A 23,622-nucleotide genomic window follows, 5' to 3' on the forward strand; every position below is an offset into this window, starting at 1 on the left:
GGATGCCACGCACGACGACGAGTCGGGGCGTAGCGTGGGTGGCATGGGTGAGGTCAAGGTGTATTGCGCAATGTCCGTCGACGGGTTCCTCGCGGGGCCGGGAGACGACATCTCGTGGCTCGAGGCGGACCGCCCCTCCTGGGCGCCGATGGCGGCCGGCGAGTGGGCTGCGGTGGATGCCGATGCCATCACGTTCGCTGACTTCTACGCTGGCGTGGGCGCGATTCTCATGGGCCGGCGCACCTTTGACGTGGTTCACGGCATGAATGAGTGGTTCTACGGCGACATGCCCATCCTGATCGCCACCGGCCGCCCTCTGGCGCAAGCACGCTCGACGGTGAGCTCAGCGTCGGCCCCCATTGCGAATCTCGTTGCGGAGGCTCAGGAACTTGCGGGCGACAAGCACGTCTACATCGACGGTGGCTCCGTTATTCGCCAGGCCCTCGACGCCAAGCTGATCGACGAGATGATCGTCACCATCCATCCCACCATTCTCGGGGCGGGCCACCCCCTGTTCGCGGGCGCGGAGCAACGCCATGCTGTCACGGTCACCGATGTGCGCCGGTACGGCGATGGCATGGTCCAGGTGACGATGCGGGCCGCGCGCGAACCCGAGGACCGGTCACCGATTCCGGAGGACGGCGGACCCGCCGAGGAAACGCCCTACGGCCTCGCGTAGAGCCGCAGTGCGCACTGGAACTGGAGCACGAGCCGCCAAACACGCGCGAAGTTGGCGGCCAGAGCTCCGATTCGCAGCGTGGGTGGGGACGCACAGGGTGGGGGTCGCACAGGGTGGTGTGGCACAGGGTGGGGACGCACTGGGTGGGGAGTACGGGGCCTAACGGAGGCGCGAGCACAGCGAGCCCGGGAACTAGCCGCCTGACACGCTCAGTTCCGCTTCGCGGAGCCGTGCCTCGATATCCGGGGTGATGTCCTGAGTGTCGAGCCACCCGTCCGGGCACGATGGGCTCTTGGGAGTCCCCTGGCGCCCGCGCGGCCCCTCGGCCGCCTCTCCCGGATACGGGGTGTCCAATGGCAGCGTGTTGAGCAGAGCCCGCAACTGCGGCAGCGTCTCGACCAAGCCCAGGCTCTTGCGGATCTCGCCGCCGACCGGATACCCCTTGAAGTACCACGCCACGTGCTTGCGGATCTCGCGCATTGCCTTGAGCTCGTCGTCGTCGAAAAAGCTGATCATGAGTTCGCCGTGGCGGTAGATGGTGTCCGCGACCATCCGTAGGTCTGGACGTACTCGCTCCTCGCGGCCCTCGAACGCGGCTTGCAGGTCCGCGAACAGCCACGGCCGGCCCTGGCATCCACGCCCGACGACTACGCCATCGACGCCGGTGCGCTCCACCATCTCCAGCGCATCCTCGGCCGACCAAATGTCACCGTTGCCGAGCACGGGGATCGTGGTGACGGCCTCCTTGAGGCGCGCGATCGCCTCCCAATCAGCGTTGCCCGAGTAGTAGTCGGCAGCAGTGCGGCCGTGGAGCGCGACCGCTGCCACGCCCTCCGCCTCCGCCATGCGCCCAGCCTCGAGGTACGTGAGGTGGTCGTCATCGACACCCTTGCGCATCTTCACGGTCACGGGAACGTCGTAGGGCGCCGCTTCGCGCACGGCGGCACGCACGATGTCGCGGAAGAGGTCCTTCTTCCACGGCAGCACTGCTCCCCCGCCCTTCTTGGTGACCTTGGGTACGGGGCAACCAAAGTTCATGTCGATGTGGTCGGCGCGGTCCTCAGAGACAAGCATTTTCACTGCGGCGCCAATGGTCGCGGGATCCACGCCGTACAACTGGACGGACCGGGGCGTTTCATCAGGATCGTGGTGGATGATCCGCATGGACTCGCGGGTGCGCTCCACCAGCGCGCGGCTGGTGACCATCTCCGCAACATAGATGCCGCCTCCGTGCTCGCGGCACAGGCGACGGAAGGCAGCATTGGTGATGCCGGCCATGGGGGCCAGCACCACGGGGGTGTCGATCGTGAGGGGCCCAATGTGCAGCGGCGGCAGCACGCGCGCGCCTGCTGCGGGCAGGGCCGATGCGTCAGTCGTCATGCCTCTATTGTCGCCGATGCGTGGCGCGGCGCCCGCAAGCGGCCACTGGGCGTTACTGCGGACCGTCTCCAGGGGCCTCGGCGTCACGCGAGCCCGGCTCTGTGGGGGTCGCGTTCCCATGCGCGTGCGCCACGTCCGTGGTCTCTTCTCCGGCGATGGCCCCGTCATGGCCGACCACCAGCGCCGCGATGCCGGTCGTGAGCGGCACCGCGAGCACCAGGCCGATGGAACCCACGAGGGTGCGTACGACCTCTTCTGCAATCTGCGCACTGGTCAGTGACACCCCGATGGACTGGTCGTACAGCGACACCAGCATGATGGTCGGCAACGCGGCTCCGACATACGCAAACGCAATGGTGTAAACCGTCGAGGCGATGTGGTCGCGGCCAATGCGCATGCCGCGTGCGAACAGGTTCCAGCGCGTGATGTCGGGCCGTGCAGCGCGCAGTTCCCAGACGGCGGACGCCTGCGTCACCGTCACGTCGTTGAGCACGCCGAGCCCCGCGATGATGATGCCGCACAGGACCAAGCCTTGAAGGTCGACCGCACGGCCAGCCAGCTCGAGGTGCGTGCCCTCTTCCGACCAGATCCCTGTCAGACGGGACGCTCCCACGGCCCACCATGCAAGGACTGCGGTAATCATGAGGCCAGCGAGCGTTCCGAGGTACGCGGTTGTGGTGCGCGCGTTGGGGCCGTGCGCCATGTACAACAGCAAGAACAGTGCACCGGACCCGGTGACGAGTCCCACGATCAGGGGGTCGCCGCCTTCAAATAGCGCGGGAACCGTGAAGAAGATCACGACACCAAACGCCGCGACGAGGCCGAGCAGTGCCCCCAAACCACGCCACCAGGCGACGGCCAGCACAAGCACCACGTAGACCACGAGAAGCAGGAGCATGGGGGGACCACGGTTGAAGTCCCCGAAGATGAGCGTGCCGTCCTCGATCTGCAGGGCTCGCACGGAGTCGCCCACGGCGTAGGTGAAGTCCGCGAGTTCAAGCGGCAGCAGCGTCTGCAGGCCTACATCCTCCTGCCCGTCGACGATCACCTGCGCCTCACCCGTGGCCTCGTCCACAGACTCCACAGTGACGTCAACCCAGGTCGCATCCTCATATGACGTCGGGACCGACCGCAGGAACGACCAGTCCGACGGCCACACCACCATGGCACCCACCACCGTCAAAAAGACGACCACGCCCACCGCACTGGTGAGCACCGTGGTGGTGCGCTCGGAGGCGCGTGGGCGCTCCTCAAGCACGTGCGAATGCCCCGCACCCATCAGCGCGCACCCAGCCCGAGCATCGGCCCTCTCAAGGAGCGTTAGGCGCCGATGAGGCGAGTCGCGAGGTACGCCTGCACCTGAGACAGCGCCACGCGCTCCTGCTGCATGGTGTCGCGGTCGCGAATGGTGACGGCCTGGTCGTCCTTGGTGTCGAAGTCGACCGTGATGCAGTACGGCGTGCCAATCTCATCCTGGCGGCGGTAGCGCTTGCCAATGGCCTGCGTCACGTCGAGATCCACGTTCCACGCTGCGCGCAGTTCCTTCGCGAGTGCCTCAGCGGTCGGCAGCAGTTCCTCCGACTTGGACAGCGGCAGGACAGCGGCCTTGACCGGCGCAATGCGCGGGTCAAGGTGCAGCACGGTGCGCTTGTCCACGCCGCCCTTGGTGTTGGGCGCCTCGTCCTCGTCGTAAGCCTCGACAAGGAAGGCCATCAAGGAACGCGTCAGGCCCGCCGCAGGCTCGATCACATACGGCGTGTAGCGCTCGTTGGTGGCCGGGTCCAGATAGCTCAAATCCTTGCCGGAGTGCTCGCTGTGGGTGCTGAGGTCAAAGTCCGTGCGGTTCGCGATGCCCTCAAGCTCGCCCCACTCGCTGCCCTGGAAACCAAAGCGGTACTCGATGTCAGTGGTGCCCTTCGAGTAGTGCGAGAGCTTCTCTTGCGGGTGCTCGTACAGGCGCAGGTTGTCCGCGGCAATACCCAAATCCTTGTACCACTGCAGGCGGGTGTCGATCCAGTACTGGTGCCACTCGTCGTCCGTGCCGGGCTTGACGAAGAACTCCATCTCCATCTGCTCGAACTCGCGCGTGCGGAAGATGAAGTTTCCTGGCGTGATCTCGTTGCGGAAGGACTTTCCGATCTGGCCGATGCCGAAGGGAACCTTCATCCGCGACGTGCGCTGCACGTTGTCGTAGTTGACGAAGATGCCCTGCGCGGTCTCGGGACGCAGATAGTGCAGGCCTGACTCGTCCTGGCTGACGCCAAGGTAGGTCTTGAGGAGGCCGTTAAACATCTTGGGCTCGGTCCACTCGCCGCGCGTTCCGCAGTGCGGGCAGGGCACCTCGGCGAGGCCGCCTTCAGGGGCGCGGCCCTTCTTCTCTTCGAAGGCCTCGAGAAGATGGTCCTCGCGGTCGCGCTTGTGGCAGCTGAGGCACTCGACCAGCGGGTCGACGAACGCCTTGAGGTGGCCCGAGGCCTCCCACACTGCTGGCGGCAGGATGACCGACGAGTCCAGGCCAACGATGTCGTCGCGGCTCGAGACCATCGCACGCCACCACTGGCGCTTGATGTTCTCCTTGAGCTCCACTCCGAGCGGGCCGTAATCCCACGCGGACCGCGTACCGCCGTAGATCTCCCCACACGGGAAGACAAAGCCGCGACGCTTTGCCAGCGAGATCACGTTGTCCAGGCGAGACGGTGCCACTGAATACTCCTTGGGATTCGGATGGAAGTGCGGGCCTAGTCTATCGGCGCGCGGACAGTCGCGGCGCGAGCGCGCCGTGCACTGGCGGCGCCGATGCTGGGGTTGAGCACGGATCCAGCATCCCCTCGCTTAATTGACAATGATTATCAATAAAGCGTATTGTGGTCGCATGAAATCTCGCCCCTTCATCATTGCCGGCATCGCTGGTGCCCTCGTGCTCGCAGGCTGCTCGTCGGCCTCGCCCGAGGACTCGTCGGACTCCGCCGCAGCCGACAGCACCGACGCCACCCTGACCGTTGGCTCCGCCTTCTATCCCCTGCAGTTTGTCGCCGAGCGGGTCGGTGGCGAACTCGTAGCGGTTGAGCCCCTCATCGGCTCCGGCGTGGAACCGCACGACGCGGAACTATCCCCCAAGACGGTGCGCGACATGCAAAACATGGACACTGTCCTGTTCCAAAGCGACTTCCAGCCAGCGATTGACGATGCCGTTGACACCACCGGCGTGCGTAGCCTCGACTCACACCACATCATCGACGAGCATGGCGCGGACGTCGCCGAGCACGCTGAGGGCTCGCACGAAGGCCATGACCACGCTGACGACGAGTCCGGCGAGGACGACCACGACCACGCGGATGAATCCGCGGAGGCTGAGGACGCACACTCCGACGAGGCTGACTCGCACGACGGCCACGATCACGGCAGCCTCGATCCTCACTTCTGGCTTGACCCCACGTTGCTGGCCGAGTACACCGAGGACGTCATTGCCGAGTTCAGCGACCTCGATCCCGCCAACGCCGACACGTACGCCGCGAACGGGCAACAGTTGCTGACCGATCTCGATGCGCTCGACGCCTCGTACACCGACGGGCTGGCCACGTGCGAACGCGACGACATCTTCGTGGGGCATGAGGCGTTCGGCTACCTGACGCTTCGCTACGACCTCACCCAAGAGGGACTGGCGGGGATTGACCCTGAGAGCGAGCCGTCCCCGGCGCGTGTGCGCGAGATTCGCGACATGGTCGAGGCGAGCGGGGCCACCACCATTTTCACCGAGGACGAGGTCTCGGCCGATGTCGCGGAGTCGATCGCGGAAGACGTCGGCGTCGAGGTCCTGGTCCTCAGTCCCATCGAGACAGTGGCCGACGGCGAAGACTACCTTGGCGTCATGGAGACCAACCTAGAAAACCTGAGGACCGGCCTTGGCTGCCAGTAGCCCTGACCGCACCGCCACCCCGCCTGCCATCGAGGCACGCGGGGTGCGCGTGCGCTTGGGAGGGCACGAGATCCTCCACGATGTCCATGTAGACGCACACGCCGGAGCGCCGGTCGCCATCATGGGCGGCAACGGCTCCGGAAAGTCGACTCTGGTACGTGCTCTCGTGGGAGCCCTTCCGCTGAGCGGCGGCTCCGTCAAGATCTTCGGCAAGGAGCGCTCACGGGCGACATCACGTCGCGTCGGGTACGTTCCGCAGCGCGTCAGCGCAGGTTCGGGTGTCTCAGCGACCGCAATTGAGGTCGTCACTTCTGGGCTCCTCGGCGCTGGCCGCCTTGTCCCTCCACGAGACGCCAAGGCGCGTGCCATTGCCGCGCTCGACGATCTAGGCGTCGGCGAACTGGCACACCGCGACGTCAGCCACCTCTCCGGTGGTCAGCAGCAACGAGTCCTCATCGCGCGCGCGCTCGTGCGCAAACCCGACCTGTTGATCCTCGACGAGCCCATGGCCGGCGTGGATGTCCCGAGCCAGGAGGCGCTCGCCGCCACGCTGCAGCGCCACAGTGACAGCGGCGGCTCGGTGGTCATCGTCCTCCACGAGCTCGGCGCACTGACGCCCCTCATCGACCACGCAGTCGTGCTCGAACAGGGCTGCGTCACCCACGTGGGCGAGCCGCCGCGTGGCCTGGGCGTGCACGCGCTGCCAGGACACGATCACGAACACGCACACGCGGATGTGCCCGAGCCCACCGCGTCGCCCTTCGCATGGGAGGTGCGCAAGTGAGCGTACTCACTGACCCCCTCGTTCAGCGCATGATGCTGGTCGCGATCATGGTGGGCGTCACCGCGCCTATCGTGGGCACCTACCTTGTCCATCGCCGCATGGCGCTGCTGGGCGATGGCATCGGCCACGTCGCCCTTGCAGGTGTTGCCGCCGGATGGCTCGCGGGATCGTGGGCAGGCCTCGCGGACCAGGACGCGCTCGCGATTCCAGGAGCCATCGTCTTCGCAATCGCGGGCGCGGTGGTCATCGAGCGCATGCGCGCCCGTGGAATCGCGGCCGCTGACGTGATCATGGCAGTGATGTTCTACGGCGGCATCGCGTCCGGTGTGCTGCTCATTTCCGCAGCCGGCGGGTCAAACGCCAACCTCATGGGCTACCTGTTTGGCTCCATATCGACGGTCAGCTGGAACGATGTGTGGGTCACCGTGATCTTGTCGATCGCGATCCTCGCGATCGGTCTGGGATTGCGCCGGTCGTTGTTCGCTGTGACGCACGATCAAGAGTTTGCTCACTCCACCGGCCTGCCGGTCAACGCTCTGAACATGGTCGTCGCTGTGCTCGCCGCCGTCACGATCACTGCGTCGATGCGCGTCGTAGGTGTCCTGCTTGTCTCGGGGCTCATGATCTTGCCCGTCGCGATCTCGCAAATGGTGACCGGATCGTTCAACCGCACCATGAACATCGCCATGGTCATCGGCGTCGTGCTGTGCGTGTCAGGCGTCGGCATCACGCTCTTCTACAACCTTCAGCCGGGCGCACTCATCGTGGTTCTGGGCGTACTCCTGTATGTTGTCGTCGCGTCCGGGGCAAGCCTGCGACATCGAGCCCGGCAGCGCCGTGAGAAGGTGGAGACAGCATGAGCACATCACCCGCCCCGCGCATGACCAAGCAGCGCGCCGCCATCATGGACGTCCTGTCCAAATCCGAGGAGTTCCGCTCCGCGCAGGCCTGGCATGACACGCTCCGCCACGACGGTTCTTCCGTAGGTCTCGCGACGGTTTATCGGTCGCTGCAGTCTCTCGCGGAAGCCGGTCAGGTAGATGCCGTCGTCACTGACAGCGGCGAGACGCTCTACCGTCGGTGCGGCGCTGAAGACACGCACCACCATCACCTGCGGTGCCGGTCGTGCGGCGCAGCGCACGACATCGAGGTTCCCGAATTCGAACGGTGGGCTGAGCAGCTCGGTGTGAAGCTCGGCTTCACCGGGATCGACCACACCGTAGAGATCACAGGAATCTGCCGGGACTGTGCCGCGCAAGGCCGCTAATGCCCGGCGTTCCCTCATTCATCTCTGACATTGGGATCTGGGCGATAGTCCCGTTCCTGTTCGCCGTGGTGTTTTTCCGCTCGCAAGGCACCTACTGGGTGGGGCGGTGGCTACGCCGAGGGACCGACGCCCTCGCCACCGCCGGTGAGTCTCTCGAGGTCAACGCGACCGCGCCGACAGCCTCCGAGGCACCAGCGGCGCCACGTCCGACTCCCCCGCCGGCGAACCGCCGCAGCCGCATGGCCCGCCGCCTGTCCGGGCCTGCCATGGACCGCGCTCAGCTGTTCCTGGAGAAATGGGGATTTGTCGGTATCCCCCTGTGCTTTCTCACCATCGGCTTTCAGACGGTCGTGCTCGGCACCGCCGGCTACACCCGTATGCGTTGGGACATGTTCACGGTGGCCATGCTGCCGGGCTGTGCCGCCTGGGCGATGATCTACGGCTCGGTCTCCGTGACGCTCATCGAACTGTGGAAGCGGTCGCCGTGGTTGTTCACCGCGGGTCTTGTGGGCGTGATCGCGGTCGCCTTTGTCGCGACTACGCTGCGCCGAACCGCCGGTTCCGCCGCGCGTACTCCTCAATAGCCGCCCACAGGTGCGTGCGGTCGACGTCAGGCCATAGCGTGTCTGAGAACACGTACTCCGCGTAGGCGGCCTGCCACGGCAAGAAGTTGGAGCTGCGCTGCTCGCCGCTGGAGCGCCAGAACAAGTCGACGTCCGGCATGTCCGGCTCATCCATGTGTGCGGCGAGGGTCGCCTCCGTGACCTTCTCTGGGTTCAACGTCCCTGCGGCCACCTTGCGCGCGATTTCCCGGGCAGCGTCAGCAATCTCTGCGCGGCCGCCGTAATTCACACACATGGTGAGGGTCAGCCCGGTGTTGTGCTGCGTGAGTTCTTCCGCCTTCTCCAATTCCTTGATGACGGACGTCCACAGCTTGGGGCGACGCCCCGCCCACCTCACGCGCACGCCCCACGAGTGCATCTCGTCGCGCCGGCGCCGGATCACGTCGCGGTTGAACCCCATGAGGAAGCGCACCTCTTCAGGGCTTCGCTTCCAGTTCTCGGTGGAGAACGCGTACGCACTGAGGTGGGTGACCCCGACCTCCACAGCTCCGGCAACGACGTCCAGCAGGGATGACTCGCCTTGCTCGTGCCCGGCCGTGCGCGGCAGTCCTCGATCCTTTGCCCACCGACCGTTGCCGTCCATCACGACAGCTACGTGGCGCGGGACGGCCGCGGCGGGCAGTGCGGGTGGGGTGGCACCACCGGGGTGCGGGAAGGGGCGCTCGTACGTCACACCGCCAGCCTAACGGCGCAACAGGCCGATGCTCGGGTACCGCCCGCACCGCCGTCGGGATCGGGCGTGTTACGTGTGTCCGGACCGGTCGACGTGGTTGAGGGAGCGCACCTTGCGCTCCAGGTGGAACTGCGCGTAGGCCGCGATAAGCCCGGCCGCGTCCTTGCGCGCACGCTCGTCCGACGAGTCCGCCCTGTCCCAATCTCCGCTCAGCAACGACTGGAGCAAGAGGAATGTCTCTGGGCTTGGGGCCGCCGCCCCTGGCGGACGGCAGCTCTCGCAGACTGCCCCACCTCCTGCGACGGCGAACGCGCGGTGAGGCCCTGGCCGCCCGCACGAGGCGCAGTCACCGAAGCTCGGCTCGTAGCCGGCCAGCGCTAACGATCGCAACAAGAAACTGTCGAGGACCAGCCCGGGCGCATGGGCGCGCCGTGCGAGCGACCCCAAACCCCCGTGCAACAACCGGAACTGGTCGTTCGCGGGTTCCTTCTCGTGGTCCACGAGTTTGTCTGCGGTCTCCACCATCGCGGTCGCCGCGGTCCACAAGCCGTAGTCCTCCGCGATGCGTCGTGCGTACGGCTCGCGCGTCTCCACTTGGCTCACGATGTCGAGATTGCGCCCCTCGTAGAGCTGGACGTCGATGAGCATGAAGGGCTCCACCCTGGAGCCAATGCGACTGGTCGTTCGCCGTACGCCCTTGGCAACGGCGCGCACCTTGCCGTGGCGCCGCGTCAGGAGCGTGATGATGCGGTCGGCCTCGCCCAACTTGTGGGTGCGCAGGACGATCGCGTCGTCTCGATACAGGGGCACTGGCTATCCGCCCGAGCCCGGCATCAGGTAGCCGTAAGAGGCGACCTCGTCGAGGGTGAATCCGAGTGCCTCGTAAAACGCCGCCACGTCACGGTTGGAGGCACGGACCTGGAGGTTGACCTTGGGGCATCCGATCGCCTCGAACTCGGCAAGCGCCCGCGAGACCAGGGCTCGGCCAATGCCTTCGTGACGTCGGTCAGGACTGACTGCCACGTGATAGAGCCAGCCGCGAACGCCGTCGTACCCGCCCATGGCTGCGCCAACCACGTCCATGCCGTCGGTGGCGACCCAGAACAGGTCAGGATCGCGTGCGAGCTTGCGCGCGATCAGATCCTCGGGGTTATTGCGCGCGGGGTCGCTAGGAAAGCAGGTACGCCACAGATGAGCGACCGCTTCCCCATCTCGCGGGGCGAACCTGCGCACGCGAACCGTCATGTCGTGGCCTCCGGAACCTCTTGCGTCGCGACAAGGACTTCCACCTGTGCTCCCGCCAGCGCGTCATCGATCTGCTCATCGGTTGGCTCGTCTGGCAGTGTGCCCACCACGGTCGCGGGATCCGTGAGCGCCACGACCACGCGATAGAGAACATCGCCCTCGTTTGCGGCCCGGCACGCCACTGCCGCGGAGGCGTACAGCGCGTCCTGAGGGCACACCGCGTCAGTCACATCAACGGCATCGGTCGCGGCGAGGATCGAGTACATGATGTCGTCGGCCTCCTCGTCGAAGGGCAGTTCTGGCGCGCCACGCCAACACTCCTGCACATAGGGGCCGCGCGTGGGCTCGAGGTCGCCGCCCCACACCGTGGAGTCAGCGCAGTCGATCCTTGCCAAGCCTTGCACCTCGAGGTTGGGAAGATTGTCAGCGGCGTCCTGCGCCTGGCCGGAGCCGGAACAGCCCGCGAGAGCGAAGAGACCAAAGCCGCCGAGGCTCACCACCAGCGCGCGTTTCACAGCGGTCTCCTTCATCCCTGCATTCTAGTTCGCGACATGCGTGCGCCCTCGGATCTCACTTGCGCAGATCCGAGGGCGCAGCGTGGAGCTGAGGGCTTACTCGACCGTCAGCGTCCAGTCGTCGTCAGTGTTGACAGCGATGACGGAAGGTCCGGCGGACATCGCCACCTGGCCCTCATACGCGCCAAACTCGAGCACCAGGACTCCAAACAGGATGTCGTCGCCGTACTCGATTACCGAGAATGCGCTCTCCCCTGCGTAGGAGGCGTTGAGCGTGGCTGCCGCACCGTCGTAGAGGTACACGCCAGCGCCGGTACCGTTCTCGACCAGTGCCGGCGCGGAGGCCACGGGCGCGATCTCTAGCGTCCAGTCGGCGTCTGCCTGGATCTCGATCTTGGTTCCGGGCTCGCCGATCCACCCGTCGAGCCCGAATGGCACGGTGCCGTCGTAGGCACCGAAGGACAGCACCGTTCCTTCAATGGTGGCCTCGTTGTTGGCGTCGAGAATCTGCATGGTGAATGCGCCGCTACCGCCGTAGGACGCGGTCAGCAGACCGGCGTCCACGCCCTCGGGCAAGGTAATGATCGTGTCTCCTGTGCCGGACTCCTCTACGACGTCAAACGTGCCGTAGGTCTCCTCTGCCCATGCAACGACGTCGGCGTCCGACGAGCCAGCCGTTTCCGTAGCCTCGGGGCTCGCCGACTGCTCGGGCTCGGCGCTGGGAGAGTCGCTCGGCTCAGCCGAGGCCTCCGCAGTCGCGTCCGACGCCTCCGGCGTCGCGCTCGACTCCACGCTTGCGGTGGGTGCGGCGTCATCAGCACCGCCAGCGGCAGCCCCACTCACGGCGCCCACGACAATGCCAAGCAGGACGAATGCACCGGTCACAATCCACGCGACAAGCTTGTTCTTCTGGTAGCCCTGCAGCGCGAATCCCTGCTTGTCTCGCTGAGCGCCGGCGAGTACCAGGATGAGGTCCACGAGGTACCAGATGCCGAGGCCACCGATGGTGAAAAACTTCAGGAGGCCGGTACCGACCTTGCCGAGGTAGAAACGGTCGGCGCCAAAGTAGCCAAGGATCCAGGCCAGGAGCCACGTCACGATGAAGCTGCGCGACCCCTCGGCCGCGGGACCAGCGCCGCCGGCACCAGGCGTCGGAGGCTGCGCGTAGCCGGCAGCGGGAGCCGATGCCGGCTGCTGCGCGGGCACGGGCGCGCCGGGCGGCGGCGGCGGAACGGCAGAGCCGTTGCCCGGAGGCGTGGGCGGGACAGACGAATTGTCGGTCATGAAAACTTTCCCCTCAGTGGTGAATCACATACGTGCCGGAGAGAACCCCCAGCACCTGCCAGTATGGCAGTCACCACCGACACCCTGACCGCCGGGGGCAAAGACGCCCCCGGCGGTCAGGAATGCACTAACGCGAAGCTCGGTTCACGGCAGAGATAATCGCCTTGAGGCTCGCCGTCGTGATCGACGGGTCAATTCCCACGCCCCACATGATCTCGTCGTCAATGAGGCACTCAACATAGGCCGCGGCCTGCGAATCGCCGCCCGTGGTCATCGCGTGTTCGTGGTAGTCGAGGACCTCGACTTTGACGCCGCGCTGGCCGAGAGCGGCGACAAACGCCGCCACGGGACCGTTGCCTGAGGCCTCCACGGTGACCGCGGTGCCGGCGTCGATGATGTCTGCGGCCAAAGTGTCGGGTCCGTCATCGGAACTGGTGCCGCGGGTACCGACCAGGGAGAACCGGCCCCACTGCCCTTCGCCCGTGGGAGACGGCAGGTACTCGTCCCGGAAGACCCTCCACAGGTCCTCTGTCGTTTGCTCGGCGCCGGTGGCATCGGCCTGCTGCTGCACTACCCGGGAGAACTCAATCTGGAGCCGTCGGGGCAGGTCGAGGTTGCGCTCCGTCTTGAGCAGGTACGCCACGCCACCCTTGCCCGACTGGCTGTTGACTCGGATCACGGCCTCGTACGAGCGGCCCACGTCCTTGGGGTCGATTGGCAGGTAAGGCACGCCCCAGACCAGGTCGTCGACCTCCTTGCCAGCGGCATCGGCCTTCGCCGCCATGGCGTCGAGGCCCTTCTTGATCGCGTCCTGGTGCGATCCCGAGAACGCCGTAAAGACCAGGTCACCGCCCCAGGGGTGGCGCGGGTGCACGTCGATCTGGTTGCAGTACTCAACCGTGCGGCGCACCTCATCGATGTCTGAGAAGTCGATCTGGGGGTCGATTCCCTGGCTGAACAGGTTCATCCCCAGCGTCACCAGGTCCACGTTGCCGGTGCGCTCGCCGTTGCCGAACAGGCAGCCCTCGATGCGGTCGGCACCGGCCATGTAGCCCAGTTCCGCGGCTGCGACAGCGGTGCCGCGATCGTTGTGCGGGTGCAGGCTCAGCACGACGGAGTCGCGGTAATCGAGATGGCGGTTCATCCACTCAATCGAGTCCGCGTAGACGTTCGGGGTCGCCATCTCCACCGTGGCCGGCAGGTTAATGATCACCTTGCGCTCCGGCGTGGGCTTCCACACGTCCAGCACCGCGTTGCAGACCTTGACCGCGTACTCCAGTTCCGTCCCTGTGTAGGACTCCGGGCTGTACTCGTAGAACACCTGCGTGTCCGGGATGGTCTCCTCGAACTTCTGGCACAGCATCGCTCCGTGAGTTGCGATGTCGAGAATCTGGTCCTCATCCGCGCGGAAGACCACTTCGCGCTGCAGCACTGACGTCGAGTTGTATAGGTGAACGATGGCGGTCTTGGCACCACGCAACGATTCGTAAGTCCGCTCGATCAGGTGCTCACGAGCCTGAGTCAGGACCTGGATCGTGACGTCGTCGGGAATGTGATCGTCCTCGATGAGGGCCCTGACAAAGTCGAAGTCAGTCTGGCTCGCGGACGGAAAGCCGACCTCGATCTCCTTGTAACCCATACGGACCAGCAAGTCGAACATGCGCATCTTGCGCTCCACATTCATGGGTTCGATGAGTGCCTGGTTGCCGTCACGAAGGTCCACGGCGCACCAGCGCGGGGCCTTGTCGATGCGCTGGTTGGGCCACGTCCGGTCCGGCAGGTCTACCGCGATGATGTCGTGGAAGGGCGCGTACTTGTGGATGGGCATGCGGCTCGCGTTCTGGGAACCGCCGGTGTAGTGCTCGCTCATGGCTAATGAATTCCTTGTGGTGTGGGAGGGCTGGAAGCCAGCCGGCGCGCGAACCTCCGCGACGAGGATCCGGCTTGGGAACTAAGCCTCGTCGCGGCAACGAAGGAGCAGCGAGCGTGCACGCATGCGTCCACCATAGCGAATGATGACGGCTTCGCGCACAGACCTGACGCTATGCCCGGAGGCGTCGCCCCTGGCTGTCCGTCGTTACCGTGCAGACCTCGATGATGATCCAGATCATCACGGCGAGGGCCACCACGCCGGTCCATCCCAGAAAGACGATCAACAACAGTTGTGCGACGGCCGGCCCCACCCGCCCCACATAGAAGTTGTGAATCCCGAGGCCGCCCAGGAACAGTCCTAGGAGGATGTAGGCCACGCGCGATTTCGACGACATCATGACGGCGGCATACCCGCCGTAGGGCTGTTGCGGCACCGAATACATCTGTGCGTGGGGCTGGGCGTGCGCCCACGACGGCGCGGGTGGCGCGGGTGGCAAGACGTCGCTCATGGGAGCCGGGCTGTACGGCGCAGGCGGAGGGATGGAGGGGGCCGATGCCCCGGTTGCCGTGGCCACGGGCGGTGGGGGCGGCGCTCCCCACTGCTGGGTTGCTCCCGCGCGGGCACGACCGCAGCCCGGGCAGTACGGTCCCGCGTCCGTCAACGGTTGAGCGCAGGCGTCGCAGTGCGTCGTGGCCATGGAGTGTCCCCTCAGTGACGCGCGGTCCCCTCACGGCCGCGCTCGTCGCCACCGAAACTACACCAGCGCGCCGACACTGCCGACGACGACCTCGTCAGAAGCCGAGCCGTCCCAGCTGCTTGGGATCGCGCTGCCATTCCTTCGCGACCTTCACGTGCAAGTCAAGGAAGACCTTGCGTCCCAGCAGGCGTTGGATGCCCTCGCGAGCCGTGGCGCCCACCTCCTTGAGGCGCGAGCCGCCCTTGCCGATGATGATCCCCTTTTGGGAGTCGCGCTCCACGAACAGGTGCGCCCGGATCTCAAGGATTTCCCGCCGCGACGTCTCCTCGCCTGGCTCGATCATCTCCTCGATCACGACCGCGATGGAGTGCGGGAGTTCATCACGCACCCCCTCCAACGCCGCTTCCCGGATCAGTTCTGCAATGCGAATCTCCTCGGGCTCGTCAGTGACCTCGCCCTCCGGATACAGGGGCGGCCCCTCAGGCAGGTGCTGGACGAGCACGTCCCACACCACGTCCACTTGGATGTCCTTGACGGAGGACACGGGCACGATGTCCGACCATTCGCCCAGTTGCTGGACCGCGAGCAGATGCTCAGCTAGTTTGTCCCGCGGCACGGTGTCGACTTTGGTCACGATCGCGACGACGGGGGCGCGGGCCTCGGATAGTTCCCGAGCGATCCACTGGTCACCGGGCCCGATCTTCTCGTTCGCGGGCAGGCAGAACCCGATCACATCGACCTCGGCGAAGGTCTCACGCACCAGGTCGTTGAGCCGCTCCCCGAGCAATGTCCGCGGGCGGTGCAGCCCGGGCGTATCGACAATCACGATCTGCGAATCCTCGCGGTTGAGGATTCCGCGGATCGCGCGGCGCGTGGTCTGGGGACGCGAGGACATGATGGCGACCTTCTCCCCTACCAGCGCGTTCATCAGCGTGGACTTTCCCACGTTGGGTCGCCCCACAAAACAGGCGAATCCTGAACGGTGCTCAGCGCTGTCCGTCATCTGTGTCCTCCTCGGGAGCTTTCTCCACTAGTAGCGTCGTCAGCCGGCGACGCCGACCCTCCATTGTCTCTGCAATGAGGGTCAGCCCATGCGCAGTGGCACGCGCACCCCGGATCGGCACCTTGCCGAGCGCCTTCGCGAGCACACCCGCTGCCGTCTCGACGTCCTCGTCTTCGATGTCGACGCCACACAGTTCCGCCAAGTCATCCAGCGGCATGCGGGCCGGAATTCGGTACCTCCCAGGCGACACCTCGGTCACCTCAGGCGCGCTGCGGTCGTGCTCGTCGACCACTTCCCCGACAATCTCCTCAAGCGCGTCCTCAATCGTCACCAGCCCAGCCACGCCACCGTATTCGTCCACCACGATCCCCATGTGGAAAACCTCGCTTTGCATGCGCCGCAAGAGGTCGTCTGCAGGTACCGACTCCGGCACGAACACTGGCTCGCGCAGCAACGCGTCCACGGATTCTTCGAGCGCGTCGGGATCGTCCCACGTAGCGTCGACCACATCCTTGAGGTAGATGACGCCCAAGATGTCGTCGACGTCGTCGCCAATGACGGGGATGCGCGAGAATCCTGATCGCATGAACAGCACCATCGCCTTGCGGGCCGTAGTCCCGGAGCGGATGGTGATCATGTCGGTGCGCGGCACCATGACTTCTCGCGTGAGCGTGTCACCGAGGGAGACAACGGAGCGCAAGAGTTCGGCGTCTTCAGCTTCGAGCGCATCCTGTGCCTGCTCGACGAGGTCCTCGGGCTCCGCCAATGGCGGCGCCTTGAGTGCTGGCACCACGGCGCGCAGGGGCTGCACCAGCTGCGTCAGGGACCACCCGGTGCTCGACAGCACGCGGATCGCGCCCTCGGGGCTTTGGCGGGCGACCTGGCGCGGAAGCGCACGGATCACCACGAGCGACAGGGTGGTCGCGGCGATCGCGCCCGCGAGCACGACCACGCCGACATGCCAGTCCATCTCCATCCCGAGCGCCACCATCAAGACCGTGAGGCAGACGATGGCGATTGCCTCGAACGTGGCATACGCCACCGATGCTCGGTCGTCTTGCGTACCGGGGAGCGAGGCCCATCGCGCGGCACGCGTGGGCTTGCCATCCGGCCTGCGGGCCTGCGCGAGATCCCGCTCGGCGGCATGGGGCACCTGCTCGAACGCTGCGACGAGGGCGTGCAACACGGCCGCACCCACCAGACAAAACCCGCCAATGAGGGCAAGGGTGGCGACTGCGGTGGCGCTCACTGAACCTCTAGCCTCGCTGGGCGAGGAAGGTCAGCAAGAGGCGTCGCTGCAGGGCGAACATCTCCTTCTCTTCCTCCGGCTCTACGTGGTCGTACCCCAGAAGGTGCAGGATGCCGTGCGTCGTGAGCAGCAGCATCTCCTCTTCCGCTGTGTGACCGGCAGCCTTGGCCTGCGTCGCGGCGACCGTCGGACACACCACGATGTCACCCAGCAGGCCCGCTGGGGTGGGCTCGGCCGCCGTGCCAGGACGCAGCTCATCCATCGGAAAACTCAGCACATCCGTAGGACCGGGTTCATCCATCCACTTGATGTGGAGGTCCTCCATGGTGCGCTCGTCGACGAACATGATCGCTAGCTCAGTCCCGTCGGCCACATGCATCTCACGCAACACGAAGGACGCCAGCTCGGAGAACTCGATCTCCTCGATGACGGCGTCCGTCTCGTTGTTGACCTCGATCATCGTCCGCTCTCCTTGAATCGCCGCTGCTGGCCACCGCCGCGCGGCGCGTGTGCCTCATCCGCCTTCGCATATGCGGTCACGATGTCCGACACCAACCGGTGACGCACCACGTCCTGCGCACCCAACTCGCAAAACGCAATGTCCTCCACTCCGTCGAGGATCTCGCGGGACGCGCGCAGGCCCGACTGAGTGCCGCCGGGCAGGTCCACCTGGGTCACGTCGCCCGTGACCACCATCGTGGTGCCAAAACCCAAGCGCGTGAGGAACATCTTCATCTGTTCGCGCGTCGTGTTCTGAGCCTCGTCCAGGATCACGAACGCGTCGTTGAGCGTGCGCCCGCGCATGTACGCCAGCGGCGCCACCTCAATGGTCCCCGCCTCCATGAGTCGAGGGATCGACTCCGGGTCCACCATGTCATGCAGCGCGTCGTACAGCGGTCGCAGGTACGGGTCGATCTTGTCGTTCAGCGACCCCGGCAGGAATCCGAGCCGCTCGCCGGCCTCAACCGCCGGGCGCGTCAGGACAATGCGATTGACCTTCTTTGCCTGCAACGCCGCGACCGCTTGGGCCATCGCGAGGTAGGTCTTGCCGGTGCCGGCAGGGCCGATGCCGAACGTCACGGTGTGCGACTCGATTGCCTTGACGTAGTCGGCCTGGCCATGCGTCTTGGGGCGAATAGTGCGTCCCCGCGTGGACAGGATCGAGCGGCTCAAGACACCCGCGGGCCGCTCAGCAGCCTCTCCGGCCTTGCCAGCGTCCGCTGCCGCCGCGGCCACTCCGCGCGCAGCCGACAGCATGCGAACAGACTCCCGCGCGATCTCCGGCGTGAGGGGCACCCCGGCAGCCATGACCGATCGCAGCTCCTCCACTGCAGTGGTGGCCGCTGCAACCGCCTCATCCGTGCCGCGCAAGGTGATGACGTTGCCGCGCACAAAGATGTCGACGTCAGGGTGTGCGCGTTCCACTTCCTTCATGACGGCGTCCGCGCTGCCCATCAGCTCGGGCATCCGATCAGCGTCGTCAATGGTGACAATGCGTTCAGCCATTAAGCAGGATTCCAATCCAAGTTGCCGCCACCAATGACGTGGCCGTGCGCGTGAAACACGGACTGACCAGCACGCTCCCCCGTGTTAAAGATCCATCGGAATTGACCATCGCACTCGGCGTCCGCAATCTCCTGCGCCGCCGCCGCCATGGCCGCGAGCTGCTCGGGCACCTCGTGTGCCGCCTGCGCGACGTTCTCGACGTGAGCGCGTGGGACCACGAGCACGTGCACGGGCGCTTTGGGGGCGATGTCACGGAACGCCACCACGTGGTCGTTTTCCAGCACTACGTCCGCCGGGATTTCCCGCGCGGCGATCTTGCAAAACAGGCAGTCGTCGCTCATACAGCTAGCGTAGTTCCCCGCCGGTCGGCGCGTCTGCCTGGCCCGTTGCGCCCTGCGCAAAACCCGCAGGGTTGTCCCAGGTGCCCCTCACGGCCGCGAGTGCGGCCATGGCGGCAGGTCCGGCACTGGACGCCCGCAAGACGTGGGGACCCAAGCGCACCGCGGTCGCGCCTGCGCGTTGAAACTGTTCAAGTTCCTCAGCCGCGATGCCGCCCTCGGGACCCACAATCAGCCACACTGCACGTGCCGGCTCGGGAGTCGCCGGGCCCGCGAACGAGAGGGACGTGAGCGGCACGGTGGCATCCTCGTGCAGGACCAGCACCGTGTCGCCTGCGGCGACTGCAGGGCCGATGCTGTGGCACAGGTCTCTCGTCGAGGCGACAGCGTCCACGGGCGCAACGAAGGCACGCCGCGACTGCTTCGAGGCCGCCACCACCAGGGATTCCCACTTGGCACGGCCCTTGTCGGCCTTGGGTCCTCGCCACTGAACAATGGAGCGCGCGGCTGCCCACGGCACCACGCGCGTCACGCCCAGTTCTACCGCCGCCTCCACCGCCTGCTCGTCACGCCCGCCCTTGGCGAGCGCCTGAACCAAGGTCACCGGGGCATCGGCCTCATGCGCTACCGTCCCGACCCGCACCTGAAGCAGGTCGCCTGCAGCGCCCTCAATCACACCCCTGGCGCGCGTGCCGTGGCCATCGACAATGTCGACGGTCTCCCCGACCTCACGCCGTTGCACCGTCACCGCGTGCCGCGCTTCGCTACCGCGCACATCGATCAGTGCGCCTGGAACCGCGTTCGCGGCGGCGGGGTCAACGAAGACGGGAGCGGACACGACGGTTAGCGTCCCTTGAACGCGCCACGCAGACGGGAGAAGACCCCGCCGCCCATAGGCGCGAGGTTCGCCTCCGGCAACTCCTCGCCGCGCAGCGTCGCGAGCTGACGCATCAGCTCGGCCTGCTCGTCAGTGAGGTCGGTAGGCGTGTGCACGTCGAGGTGAACGTAGAGATCGCCGCGACTGTTGCGTTGCAGTCGGCCCACGCCCAGGCCCTTGAGTTTCACGGACGTCCCGGCATGCGTACCAGGGCGGATGTCCACCACCTGGTCGCCGTCAAATGTGTCGACCGTCATCTGCGCGCCCAACGCTGCCGCTGTCATGGGCACCTCGAGCGTGCAGTGGAGGTCGTCGCCGCGACGTTCGAAGACCTCGTCGCCCTTCTCCCGGATTTCCACGTAGAGGTCGCCCTTGGGGCCTCCTGCCACGCCAGCGTCGCCGCGTCCCGCCAATCGGATCCGCGTGCCCGTTTCCACGCCGGCGGGAATGTCGACCTTCACCGTGTGACGCGAGTGGTTGCGGCCCTGACCCGAGCAGTCACCGCATGGCGACGGGATCGTGGTGCCGTAGCCACCACATGCGGGGCACGGCGAGGTCGTCATCACATTTCCAAGCAGCGACCGCGCCATGCGCTGCACCACGCCCTGACCGTTGCACTGCAAGCACTGCTGCGGCTGCGTTCCCGGCGCGCAGCACGAACCCGAGCACGTCTTGCACACGTCCGCGAGGTCCACCTGAATCTCGCGGCTCACGCCAAAGACGGCTTCCTTAAGCGAGATCGACGCCTGGACGAGCGTGTCGCCTCCACGCTGCGTCCGTGACGCGGGACCACGTTGCTGCGCACCACCGAATGGGCTCTGTCCCCCGCCGCCAAAGAACTGCTCAAAGATGTCCTCGAAACCGAAGCCCTGCGGCCCACCCTGCGCACCGCCGTGGCCGCCGCGCGGGTCCACGCCCCGGTCGTATTGGGCGCGCTTGTCCGCATTGCCCAGCACCTCATACGCGGCCGCGACGTCCTTGAACTTATCCGCGGAGTCGGGCCCCGCGACATCGGGGTGCAGCTCACGCGCCAGTTTGCGATAGGCCTTCTTGATCTCGGCTTCCGAGGCGGTGCGCTCGACGCCAAGGGTGGCGTAATAGTCGTTCACTCAGTCTCCACAATTCTTGACAGATAGCGGGCAACGGCACGTACAGCGGCCATCGTCCCTGGATAGTCCATGCGGGTGGGGCCCAACGCACCCAACAAGGAGACGTTTTCTCCCTGGGATCCGTAGCCCGCCGCCACAATTGATGTGCGAGCGAAGGCATCGGCACCGTTTTCCATCCCGATGCGCACGCTCACGTCCCGACCTTCACCGGCCATCTCGTGCAACAACCGCAACAGCACCACTTGTTCCTCGAGCGCATCGAGGACCGGGCCAATGGCGTCTGTTTCGAAGTCGTTCGCCGCTCGCGCCAGGTTCGAGGTCCCGGCGAAAACGACGCGCTCCACGGTACCGCCCTTGGCCTGCGCCACCACGGCGTCGACAACCGCAGCGGCCCATGAGGCGTGCGAGTTGCGCTGCAGCCATGCGGCGAGCGCGGGGCCGAGCTCACTGGGCGTGCGCCCCACACACACATCGTTGATGGCCCGTGCGGCCGTCTCAAACTCATCCTCTGGCACATCGTGCCCCAAGCCCACCGTGCCCTGCTCCACCCGTGCATCGGCCGACACCACCACCACCAAAGCGCGATCCACGCCGATCCGCACCAGCTCGACCCGCCGCACCGCAGATTCTCGCGGCGACGGATACTGCACCACCGCGACCTGGCGGGTCAGCTGGCTCAGCAGGCGAACGGAGCGCTCGACGACGTCGTTGAGATCAACCGCGTCGGACAGGAAAGTGGTGATGGCGCGTTTGTGCGGCTCGTGCAGCGCGGCAGACGCCACCTGGTCCACAAAGCGGCGGTAGCCGGCATCAGTGGGAATGCGCCCGGCGCTCGTGTGGGGCTGGGCGATGAGGCCCTCCTCCTCCAACGCCGCCATGTCGTTGCGAATCGTGGCAGAGGACACGCCCAGGTGGGAGGTTTCCGCCAGCGCCTTCGAGCCCACCGGCTCCGACGTCGAGACGTATCCCTCCACGATGGCGTGCAGCACCGCGCGGCGACGATCTTCGCTCACCGGCACCTCCTGACTACCTCACGTTCTGGCACTCGCAACCTACGAGTGCTAATTCTAACGTTTCTCGCGGCCGTGCGTTCCTGGCTCGCGCACTGGGCCACCGTGCGCGGCGCGCCAGCACGCGGTAGCGTCGAAAGCGCACTGGTGACGTGCGCGGCGAATACCGCTACGGTGTCACCGCTGGTACGCGATAAGACTGAGGGATGTTTCTCGCGACACTCGAGGTACGCCAGCGCCGTCCAGACCCATCAACATCAAAGTGGTGAGAGAACATGACTGACAACAACGGGACTCCCCCGCCGCCTCCGCAGCAGCCGGCACCAAGCACTTCCGGGTCAAACCCGAACCTGCTGCCCGCGCTGGCCCACCTGACCGTCTTCACCGGATTCCTGCTGCCGCTGATTTTCTGGCTTGTCGGCAAGGACCAGTCGGAGTTCGCCGACCGTGAGGGCAAGAACGCGCTCAACTTCGGCATCCTGGTCACGATCGGATACGTCGCGTCGAGCGTGATCGGCGTCATTCCGCTGATCGGGATCCTCTCGTTGCTGATCTGGCTCGCCGTCCTCATCATTGGCCTCGTCTTTGGCATCCAGGCCTTCCAGGCAGTGAACAAGGGAAACACCTACAAGTACCCCTTCACGCTGGAACTCGTGAAGTAACCCAGAGTCTTCACCCGCGGTCACTCACTCAGGGTTGACCCCGAAGGCAGTCAGGGCCCCGGATCGGCTTAGTGGCCGATGCGGGGCCCTGCGTTTTCGTGGCACCGTGGGGGTATGAGCACATCAACTCCAGAGCCTGACGACGCTACCGAGCAGTCAGCCGGCGCATCCGACACTCCGGACAGCGGCGCGAACCACGAAGCCGAGACGACCCCCGAGGCCGGCGCGGTTCACGAAGCGGCCTTCGCCGCCGACGCGCAGGACCCGCGCGACCCAGCGCAGACCGACCCAGCGCAGACCAATCCAGTACAGCCCGAGCAAGCGGCTGACGGGCAAACAGACAACCCGGATCCCCAGCCCGGCCAGTCACAGTACGGGCAGTCGCAATACGGCCACGCACAGTACGGCCAGTCCAATGGCCACTACCCGCACGGCGCGCCCGCTCCCATGCTGGAGTCCGACGCGCGCATGTGGGCCATGTTCACGCACGTGGGTGCGCTCATTGCTGCCGCGATCTCCGCGAGCGTCCTGGGCTTCGCGGTCCCCCTCGTGATCTGGTTGATCTACCGCGAGCGCAGCGCCTTGGTGGCGCACCACGGTCGTCAGCAGTTGAACCTGCAGCTCACTGCCTTGTGCGTGGGGCTGGGCGCCGTGATCATTGGGCTCGCCACGCTGCTGTTCGGCTTCATTGTCACGCTGCCCCTGTTCATTGCCTACTGGATCTACTCGATCGTCGTGTCGATCATTGCGGCGGTGAAGGCCAACAACGGCGACTACTACCGAATCAAGCTGGTCATACCGTTCTTCAAGTAGGACGCCCGCGAGACCGCTTGAACGCTCGCGTTCCAAACTGACTGAGATTCTGCAGACACGCCGGCTGGCGTGCACGACACGCCATGTCCGGGGCGGAATCTCAGTCAGTTGCGTACCAG

General features: G+C 66.0%; 26 protein-coding genes. 8 read left to right on the forward strand and 18 right to left on the reverse strand.

Annotated features, from left to right (window positions below):
- The first annotated feature begins 43 nt into the window (after window positions 1-43).
- Window positions 44-679 (forward strand): dihydrofolate reductase family protein, encoded by a 636-nt coding sequence (locus tag AOP75_RS10360; RefSeq protein ID WP_083966910.1) that lies wholly within the window; start codon window positions 44-46, stop codon window positions 677-679.
- 192 nt (window positions 680-871) lie between these two features.
- Here AOP75_RS10360 and dusB read toward each other — a convergent pair whose 3' ends face one another.
- Genes dusB through AOP75_RS10375 form a run of 3 tightly spaced genes read right to left on the reverse strand, consistent with a single transcriptional unit; the run spans window position 872 to window position 4,762 of the window.
- A complete protein-coding gene (gene dusB, locus AOP75_RS10365) occupies window positions 872-2,059 on the reverse strand; it encodes a tRNA dihydrouridine synthase DusB (RefSeq protein ID WP_062079012.1) in 1,188 nt (395 codons plus the stop codon).
- Between the two features lie 52 nt (window positions 2,060-2,111).
- Entirely contained in the window at window positions 2,112-3,338 is a 1,227-nt protein-coding gene (locus AOP75_RS10370) for a YibE/F family protein (RefSeq protein WP_062079013.1), read from the reverse strand.
- Between the two features lie 41 nt (window positions 3,339-3,379).
- A complete protein-coding gene (locus AOP75_RS10375) occupies window positions 3,380-4,762 on the reverse strand; it encodes a glycine--tRNA ligase (protein ID WP_062079014.1) in 1,383 nt (460 codons plus the stop codon).
- Window positions 4,763-4,931: 169 nt separating this feature from the next.
- On the opposite strand from AOP75_RS10375, the gene AOP75_RS10380 reads away from it, so the two are divergent.
- The 5 genes from AOP75_RS10380 to AOP75_RS10400 are packed head-to-tail and all read left to right on the forward strand — an operon-like array spanning window position 4,932 to window position 8,610.
- Window positions 4,932-5,975: a metal ABC transporter substrate-binding protein gene (locus AOP75_RS10380; protein WP_062079015.1), complete on the forward strand. Its 1,044-nt coding sequence runs from the start codon at window positions 4,932-4,934 to the stop codon at window positions 5,973-5,975.
- Entirely contained in the window at window positions 5,962-6,759 is a 798-nt protein-coding gene (locus tag AOP75_RS10385) for a metal ABC transporter ATP-binding protein (protein ID WP_062079016.1), read from the forward strand. Before AOP75_RS10380 ends, AOP75_RS10385 begins: the two co-directional genes overlap by 14 nt.
- Window positions 6,756-7,619: a metal ABC transporter permease gene (locus tag AOP75_RS10390; protein ID WP_062079017.1), complete on the forward strand. Its 864-nt coding sequence runs from the start codon at window positions 6,756-6,758 to the stop codon at window positions 7,617-7,619. The genes AOP75_RS10385 and AOP75_RS10390 overlap by 4 nt, the downstream gene beginning before the upstream one ends.
- Window positions 7,616-8,026 (forward strand): Fur family transcriptional regulator, encoded by a 411-nt coding sequence (locus AOP75_RS10395; RefSeq protein WP_062079018.1) that lies wholly within the window; start codon window positions 7,616-7,618, stop codon window positions 8,024-8,026. Before AOP75_RS10390 ends, AOP75_RS10395 begins: the two co-directional genes overlap by 4 nt.
- A complete protein-coding gene (locus AOP75_RS10400; RefSeq protein ID WP_062079019.1) occupies window positions 8,026-8,610 on the forward strand; it encodes an SNARE-associated domain-containing protein in 585 nt (194 codons plus the stop codon). Before AOP75_RS10395 ends, AOP75_RS10400 begins: the two co-directional genes overlap by 1 nt.
- Here AOP75_RS10400 and AOP75_RS10405 read toward each other — a convergent pair.
- From AOP75_RS10405 to hrcA, 15 genes are all read right to left on the reverse strand, one after another.
- Window positions 8,564-9,322 carry an isoprenyl transferase gene (locus tag AOP75_RS10405; RefSeq protein ID WP_062079020.1) on the reverse strand — a complete coding sequence of 253 codons (759 nt, stop codon included), beginning with the start codon at window positions 9,320-9,322 and terminating at the stop codon, window positions 8,564-8,566. The two genes, AOP75_RS10400 and AOP75_RS10405, sit on opposite strands and share 47 nt — an antisense overlap.
- Window positions 9,323-9,391: 69 nt before the next feature.
- A complete protein-coding gene (gene recO, locus AOP75_RS10410) occupies window positions 9,392-10,132 on the reverse strand; it encodes a DNA repair protein RecO (protein ID WP_062079021.1) in 741 nt (246 codons plus the stop codon).
- Window positions 10,133-10,135: 3 nt separating this feature from the next.
- Window positions 10,136-10,567, reverse strand: coding sequence for a GNAT family acetyltransferase (locus AOP75_RS10415; protein ID WP_062079022.1), 432 nt, complete (start codon window positions 10,565-10,567; stop codon window positions 10,136-10,138).
- Window positions 10,564-11,097 (reverse strand): hypothetical protein, encoded by a 534-nt coding sequence (locus AOP75_RS10420; RefSeq protein ID WP_062079023.1) that lies wholly within the window; start codon window positions 11,095-11,097, stop codon window positions 10,564-10,566. The genes AOP75_RS10415 and AOP75_RS10420 overlap by 4 nt, the downstream gene beginning before the upstream one ends.
- 81 nt (window positions 11,098-11,178) lie before the next feature.
- A complete protein-coding gene (locus AOP75_RS12435; RefSeq protein ID WP_083966912.1) occupies window positions 11,179-12,366 on the reverse strand; it encodes a TM2 domain-containing protein in 1,188 nt (395 codons plus the stop codon).
- A gap of 127 nt (window positions 12,367-12,493) precedes the next feature.
- The gene (gene leuA, locus AOP75_RS10430) at window positions 12,494-14,236 is read right to left on the reverse strand and encodes a 2-isopropylmalate synthase (protein ID WP_062079024.1); all 1,743 of its coding nucleotides are present in this window, start codon (window positions 14,234-14,236) and stop codon (window positions 12,494-12,496) included.
- A 172-nt stretch (window positions 14,237-14,408) separates the two neighbouring features.
- Window positions 14,409-14,747 carry an NINE protein gene (locus tag AOP75_RS12670; RefSeq protein ID WP_161794570.1) on the reverse strand — a complete coding sequence of 113 codons (339 nt, stop codon included), beginning with the start codon at window positions 14,745-14,747 and terminating at the stop codon, window positions 14,409-14,411.
- A gap of 283 nt (window positions 14,748-15,030) precedes the next feature.
- Window positions 15,031-15,939: a GTPase Era gene (gene era, locus AOP75_RS10440; RefSeq protein ID WP_062079026.1), complete on the reverse strand. Its 909-nt coding sequence runs from the start codon at window positions 15,937-15,939 to the stop codon at window positions 15,031-15,033.
- Complete coding sequence (locus AOP75_RS10445) at window positions 15,923-17,188, reverse strand: hemolysin family protein (protein WP_062079027.1); 1,266 nt, start codon at window positions 17,186-17,188, stop codon at window positions 15,923-15,925. Before AOP75_RS10445 ends, era begins: the two co-directional genes overlap by 17 nt.
- Before the next feature lie 7 nt (window positions 17,189-17,195).
- A complete protein-coding gene (ybeY, locus tag AOP75_RS10450; RefSeq protein WP_062079028.1) occupies window positions 17,196-17,648 on the reverse strand; it encodes an rRNA maturation RNase YbeY in 453 nt (150 codons plus the stop codon).
- On the reverse strand, window positions 17,645-18,694 hold the full coding sequence (locus AOP75_RS10455; RefSeq protein WP_062079029.1) for a PhoH family protein: 1,050 nt from the start codon (window positions 18,692-18,694) through the stop codon (window positions 17,645-17,647). Before AOP75_RS10455 ends, ybeY begins: the two co-directional genes overlap by 4 nt.
- The gene (locus AOP75_RS10460) at window positions 18,694-19,035 is read right to left on the reverse strand and encodes an HIT domain-containing protein (RefSeq protein ID WP_062079030.1); all 342 of its coding nucleotides are present in this window, start codon (window positions 19,033-19,035) and stop codon (window positions 18,694-18,696) included. The genes AOP75_RS10455 and AOP75_RS10460 overlap by 1 nt, the downstream gene beginning before the upstream one ends.
- A 4-nt stretch (window positions 19,036-19,039) precedes the next feature.
- The gene (locus tag AOP75_RS10465) at window positions 19,040-19,870 is read right to left on the reverse strand and encodes a 16S rRNA (uracil(1498)-N(3))-methyltransferase (protein WP_083966914.1); all 831 of its coding nucleotides are present in this window, start codon (window positions 19,868-19,870) and stop codon (window positions 19,040-19,042) included.
- Window positions 19,871-19,875: 5 nt separating this feature from the next.
- Complete coding sequence (dnaJ, locus tag AOP75_RS10470; protein ID WP_062079031.1) at window positions 19,876-21,018, reverse strand: molecular chaperone DnaJ; 1,143 nt, start codon at window positions 21,016-21,018, stop codon at window positions 19,876-19,878.
- Window positions 21,015-22,031: a heat-inducible transcriptional repressor HrcA gene (gene hrcA / locus AOP75_RS10475; RefSeq protein WP_062079032.1), complete on the reverse strand. Its 1,017-nt coding sequence runs from the start codon at window positions 22,029-22,031 to the stop codon at window positions 21,015-21,017. The genes dnaJ and hrcA overlap by 4 nt, the downstream gene beginning before the upstream one ends.
- A gap of 272 nt (window positions 22,032-22,303) precedes the next feature.
- On the opposite strand from hrcA, the gene AOP75_RS10480 reads away from it, so the two are divergent.
- Both AOP75_RS10480 and AOP75_RS10485 read left to right on the forward strand, forming a co-directional pair.
- On the forward strand, window positions 22,304-22,690 hold the full coding sequence (locus AOP75_RS10480) for a DUF4870 domain-containing protein (protein WP_062079033.1): 387 nt from the start codon (window positions 22,304-22,306) through the stop codon (window positions 22,688-22,690).
- A 114-nt stretch (window positions 22,691-22,804) separates the two neighbouring features.
- A complete protein-coding gene (locus AOP75_RS10485) occupies window positions 22,805-23,503 on the forward strand; it encodes a magnetosome magnetite crystal formation protein family (protein WP_062079034.1) in 699 nt (232 codons plus the stop codon).
- Window positions 23,504-23,622 lie beyond the last annotated feature (119 nt).

Source organism: Demequina globuliformis (assembly GCF_000975155.1).
Lineage (GTDB): Bacteria > Actinomycetota > Actinomycetes > Actinomycetales > Demequinaceae > Demequina > Demequina globuliformis.

Bases quoted from the DNA above. Each gene is read 5' to 3' on its own strand.
- era (WP_062079026.1), bottom strand. From the start codon at position 15,939: ATGACGGACAGCGCTGAGCACCGTTCAGGATTCGCCTGTTTTGTGGGG.
- AOP75_RS10370 (WP_062079013.1), bottom strand. From the start codon at position 3,338: ATGGGTGCGGGGCATTCGCACGTGCTTGAGGAGCGCCCACGCGCCTCC.
- AOP75_RS10460 (WP_062079030.1), bottom strand. From the start codon at position 19,035: ATGAGCGACGACTGCCTGTTTTGCAAGATCGCCGCGCGGGAAATCCCG.
- dusB (WP_062079012.1), bottom strand. From the start codon at position 2,059: ATGACGACTGACGCATCGGCCCTGCCCGCAGCAGGCGCGCGCGTGCTG.
- AOP75_RS10400 (WP_062079019.1), top strand. From the start codon at position 8,026: ATGCCCGGCGTTCCCTCATTCATCTCTGACATTGGGATCTGGGCGATA.
- leuA (WP_062079024.1), bottom strand. From the start codon at position 14,236: ATGAGCGAGCACTACACCGGCGGTTCCCAGAACGCGAGCCGCATGCCC.
- AOP75_RS10415 (WP_062079022.1), bottom strand. From the start codon at position 10,567: ATGACGGTTCGCGTGCGCAGGTTCGCCCCGCGAGATGGGGAAGCGGTC.
- AOP75_RS12670 (WP_161794570.1), bottom strand. From the start codon at position 14,747: ATGAGCGACGTCTTGCCACCCGCGCCACCCGCGCCGTCGTGGGCGCAC.
- AOP75_RS12435 (WP_083966912.1), bottom strand. From the start codon at position 12,366: ATGACCGACAATTCGTCTGTCCCGCCCACGCCTCCGGGCAACGGCTCT.
- ybeY (WP_062079028.1), bottom strand. From the start codon at position 17,648: ATGATCGAGGTCAACAACGAGACGGACGCCGTCATCGAGGAGATCGAG.
- AOP75_RS10380 (WP_062079015.1), top strand. From the start codon at position 4,932: ATGAAATCTCGCCCCTTCATCATTGCCGGCATCGCTGGTGCCCTCGTG.
- AOP75_RS10480 (WP_062079033.1), top strand. From the start codon at position 22,304: ATGACTGACAACAACGGGACTCCCCCGCCGCCTCCGCAGCAGCCGGCA.
- AOP75_RS10360 (WP_083966910.1), top strand. From the start codon at position 44: ATGGGTGAGGTCAAGGTGTATTGCGCAATGTCCGTCGACGGGTTCCTC.
- AOP75_RS10455 (WP_062079029.1), bottom strand. From the start codon at position 18,694: ATGGCTGAACGCATTGTCACCATTGACGACGCTGATCGGATGCCCGAG.
- AOP75_RS10420 (WP_062079023.1), bottom strand. From the start codon at position 11,097: ATGAAGGAGACCGCTGTGAAACGCGCGCTGGTGGTGAGCCTCGGCGGC.
- AOP75_RS10395 (WP_062079018.1), top strand. From the start codon at position 7,616: ATGAGCACATCACCCGCCCCGCGCATGACCAAGCAGCGCGCCGCCATC.
- AOP75_RS10485 (WP_062079034.1), top strand. From the start codon at position 22,805: ATGAGCACATCAACTCCAGAGCCTGACGACGCTACCGAGCAGTCAGCC.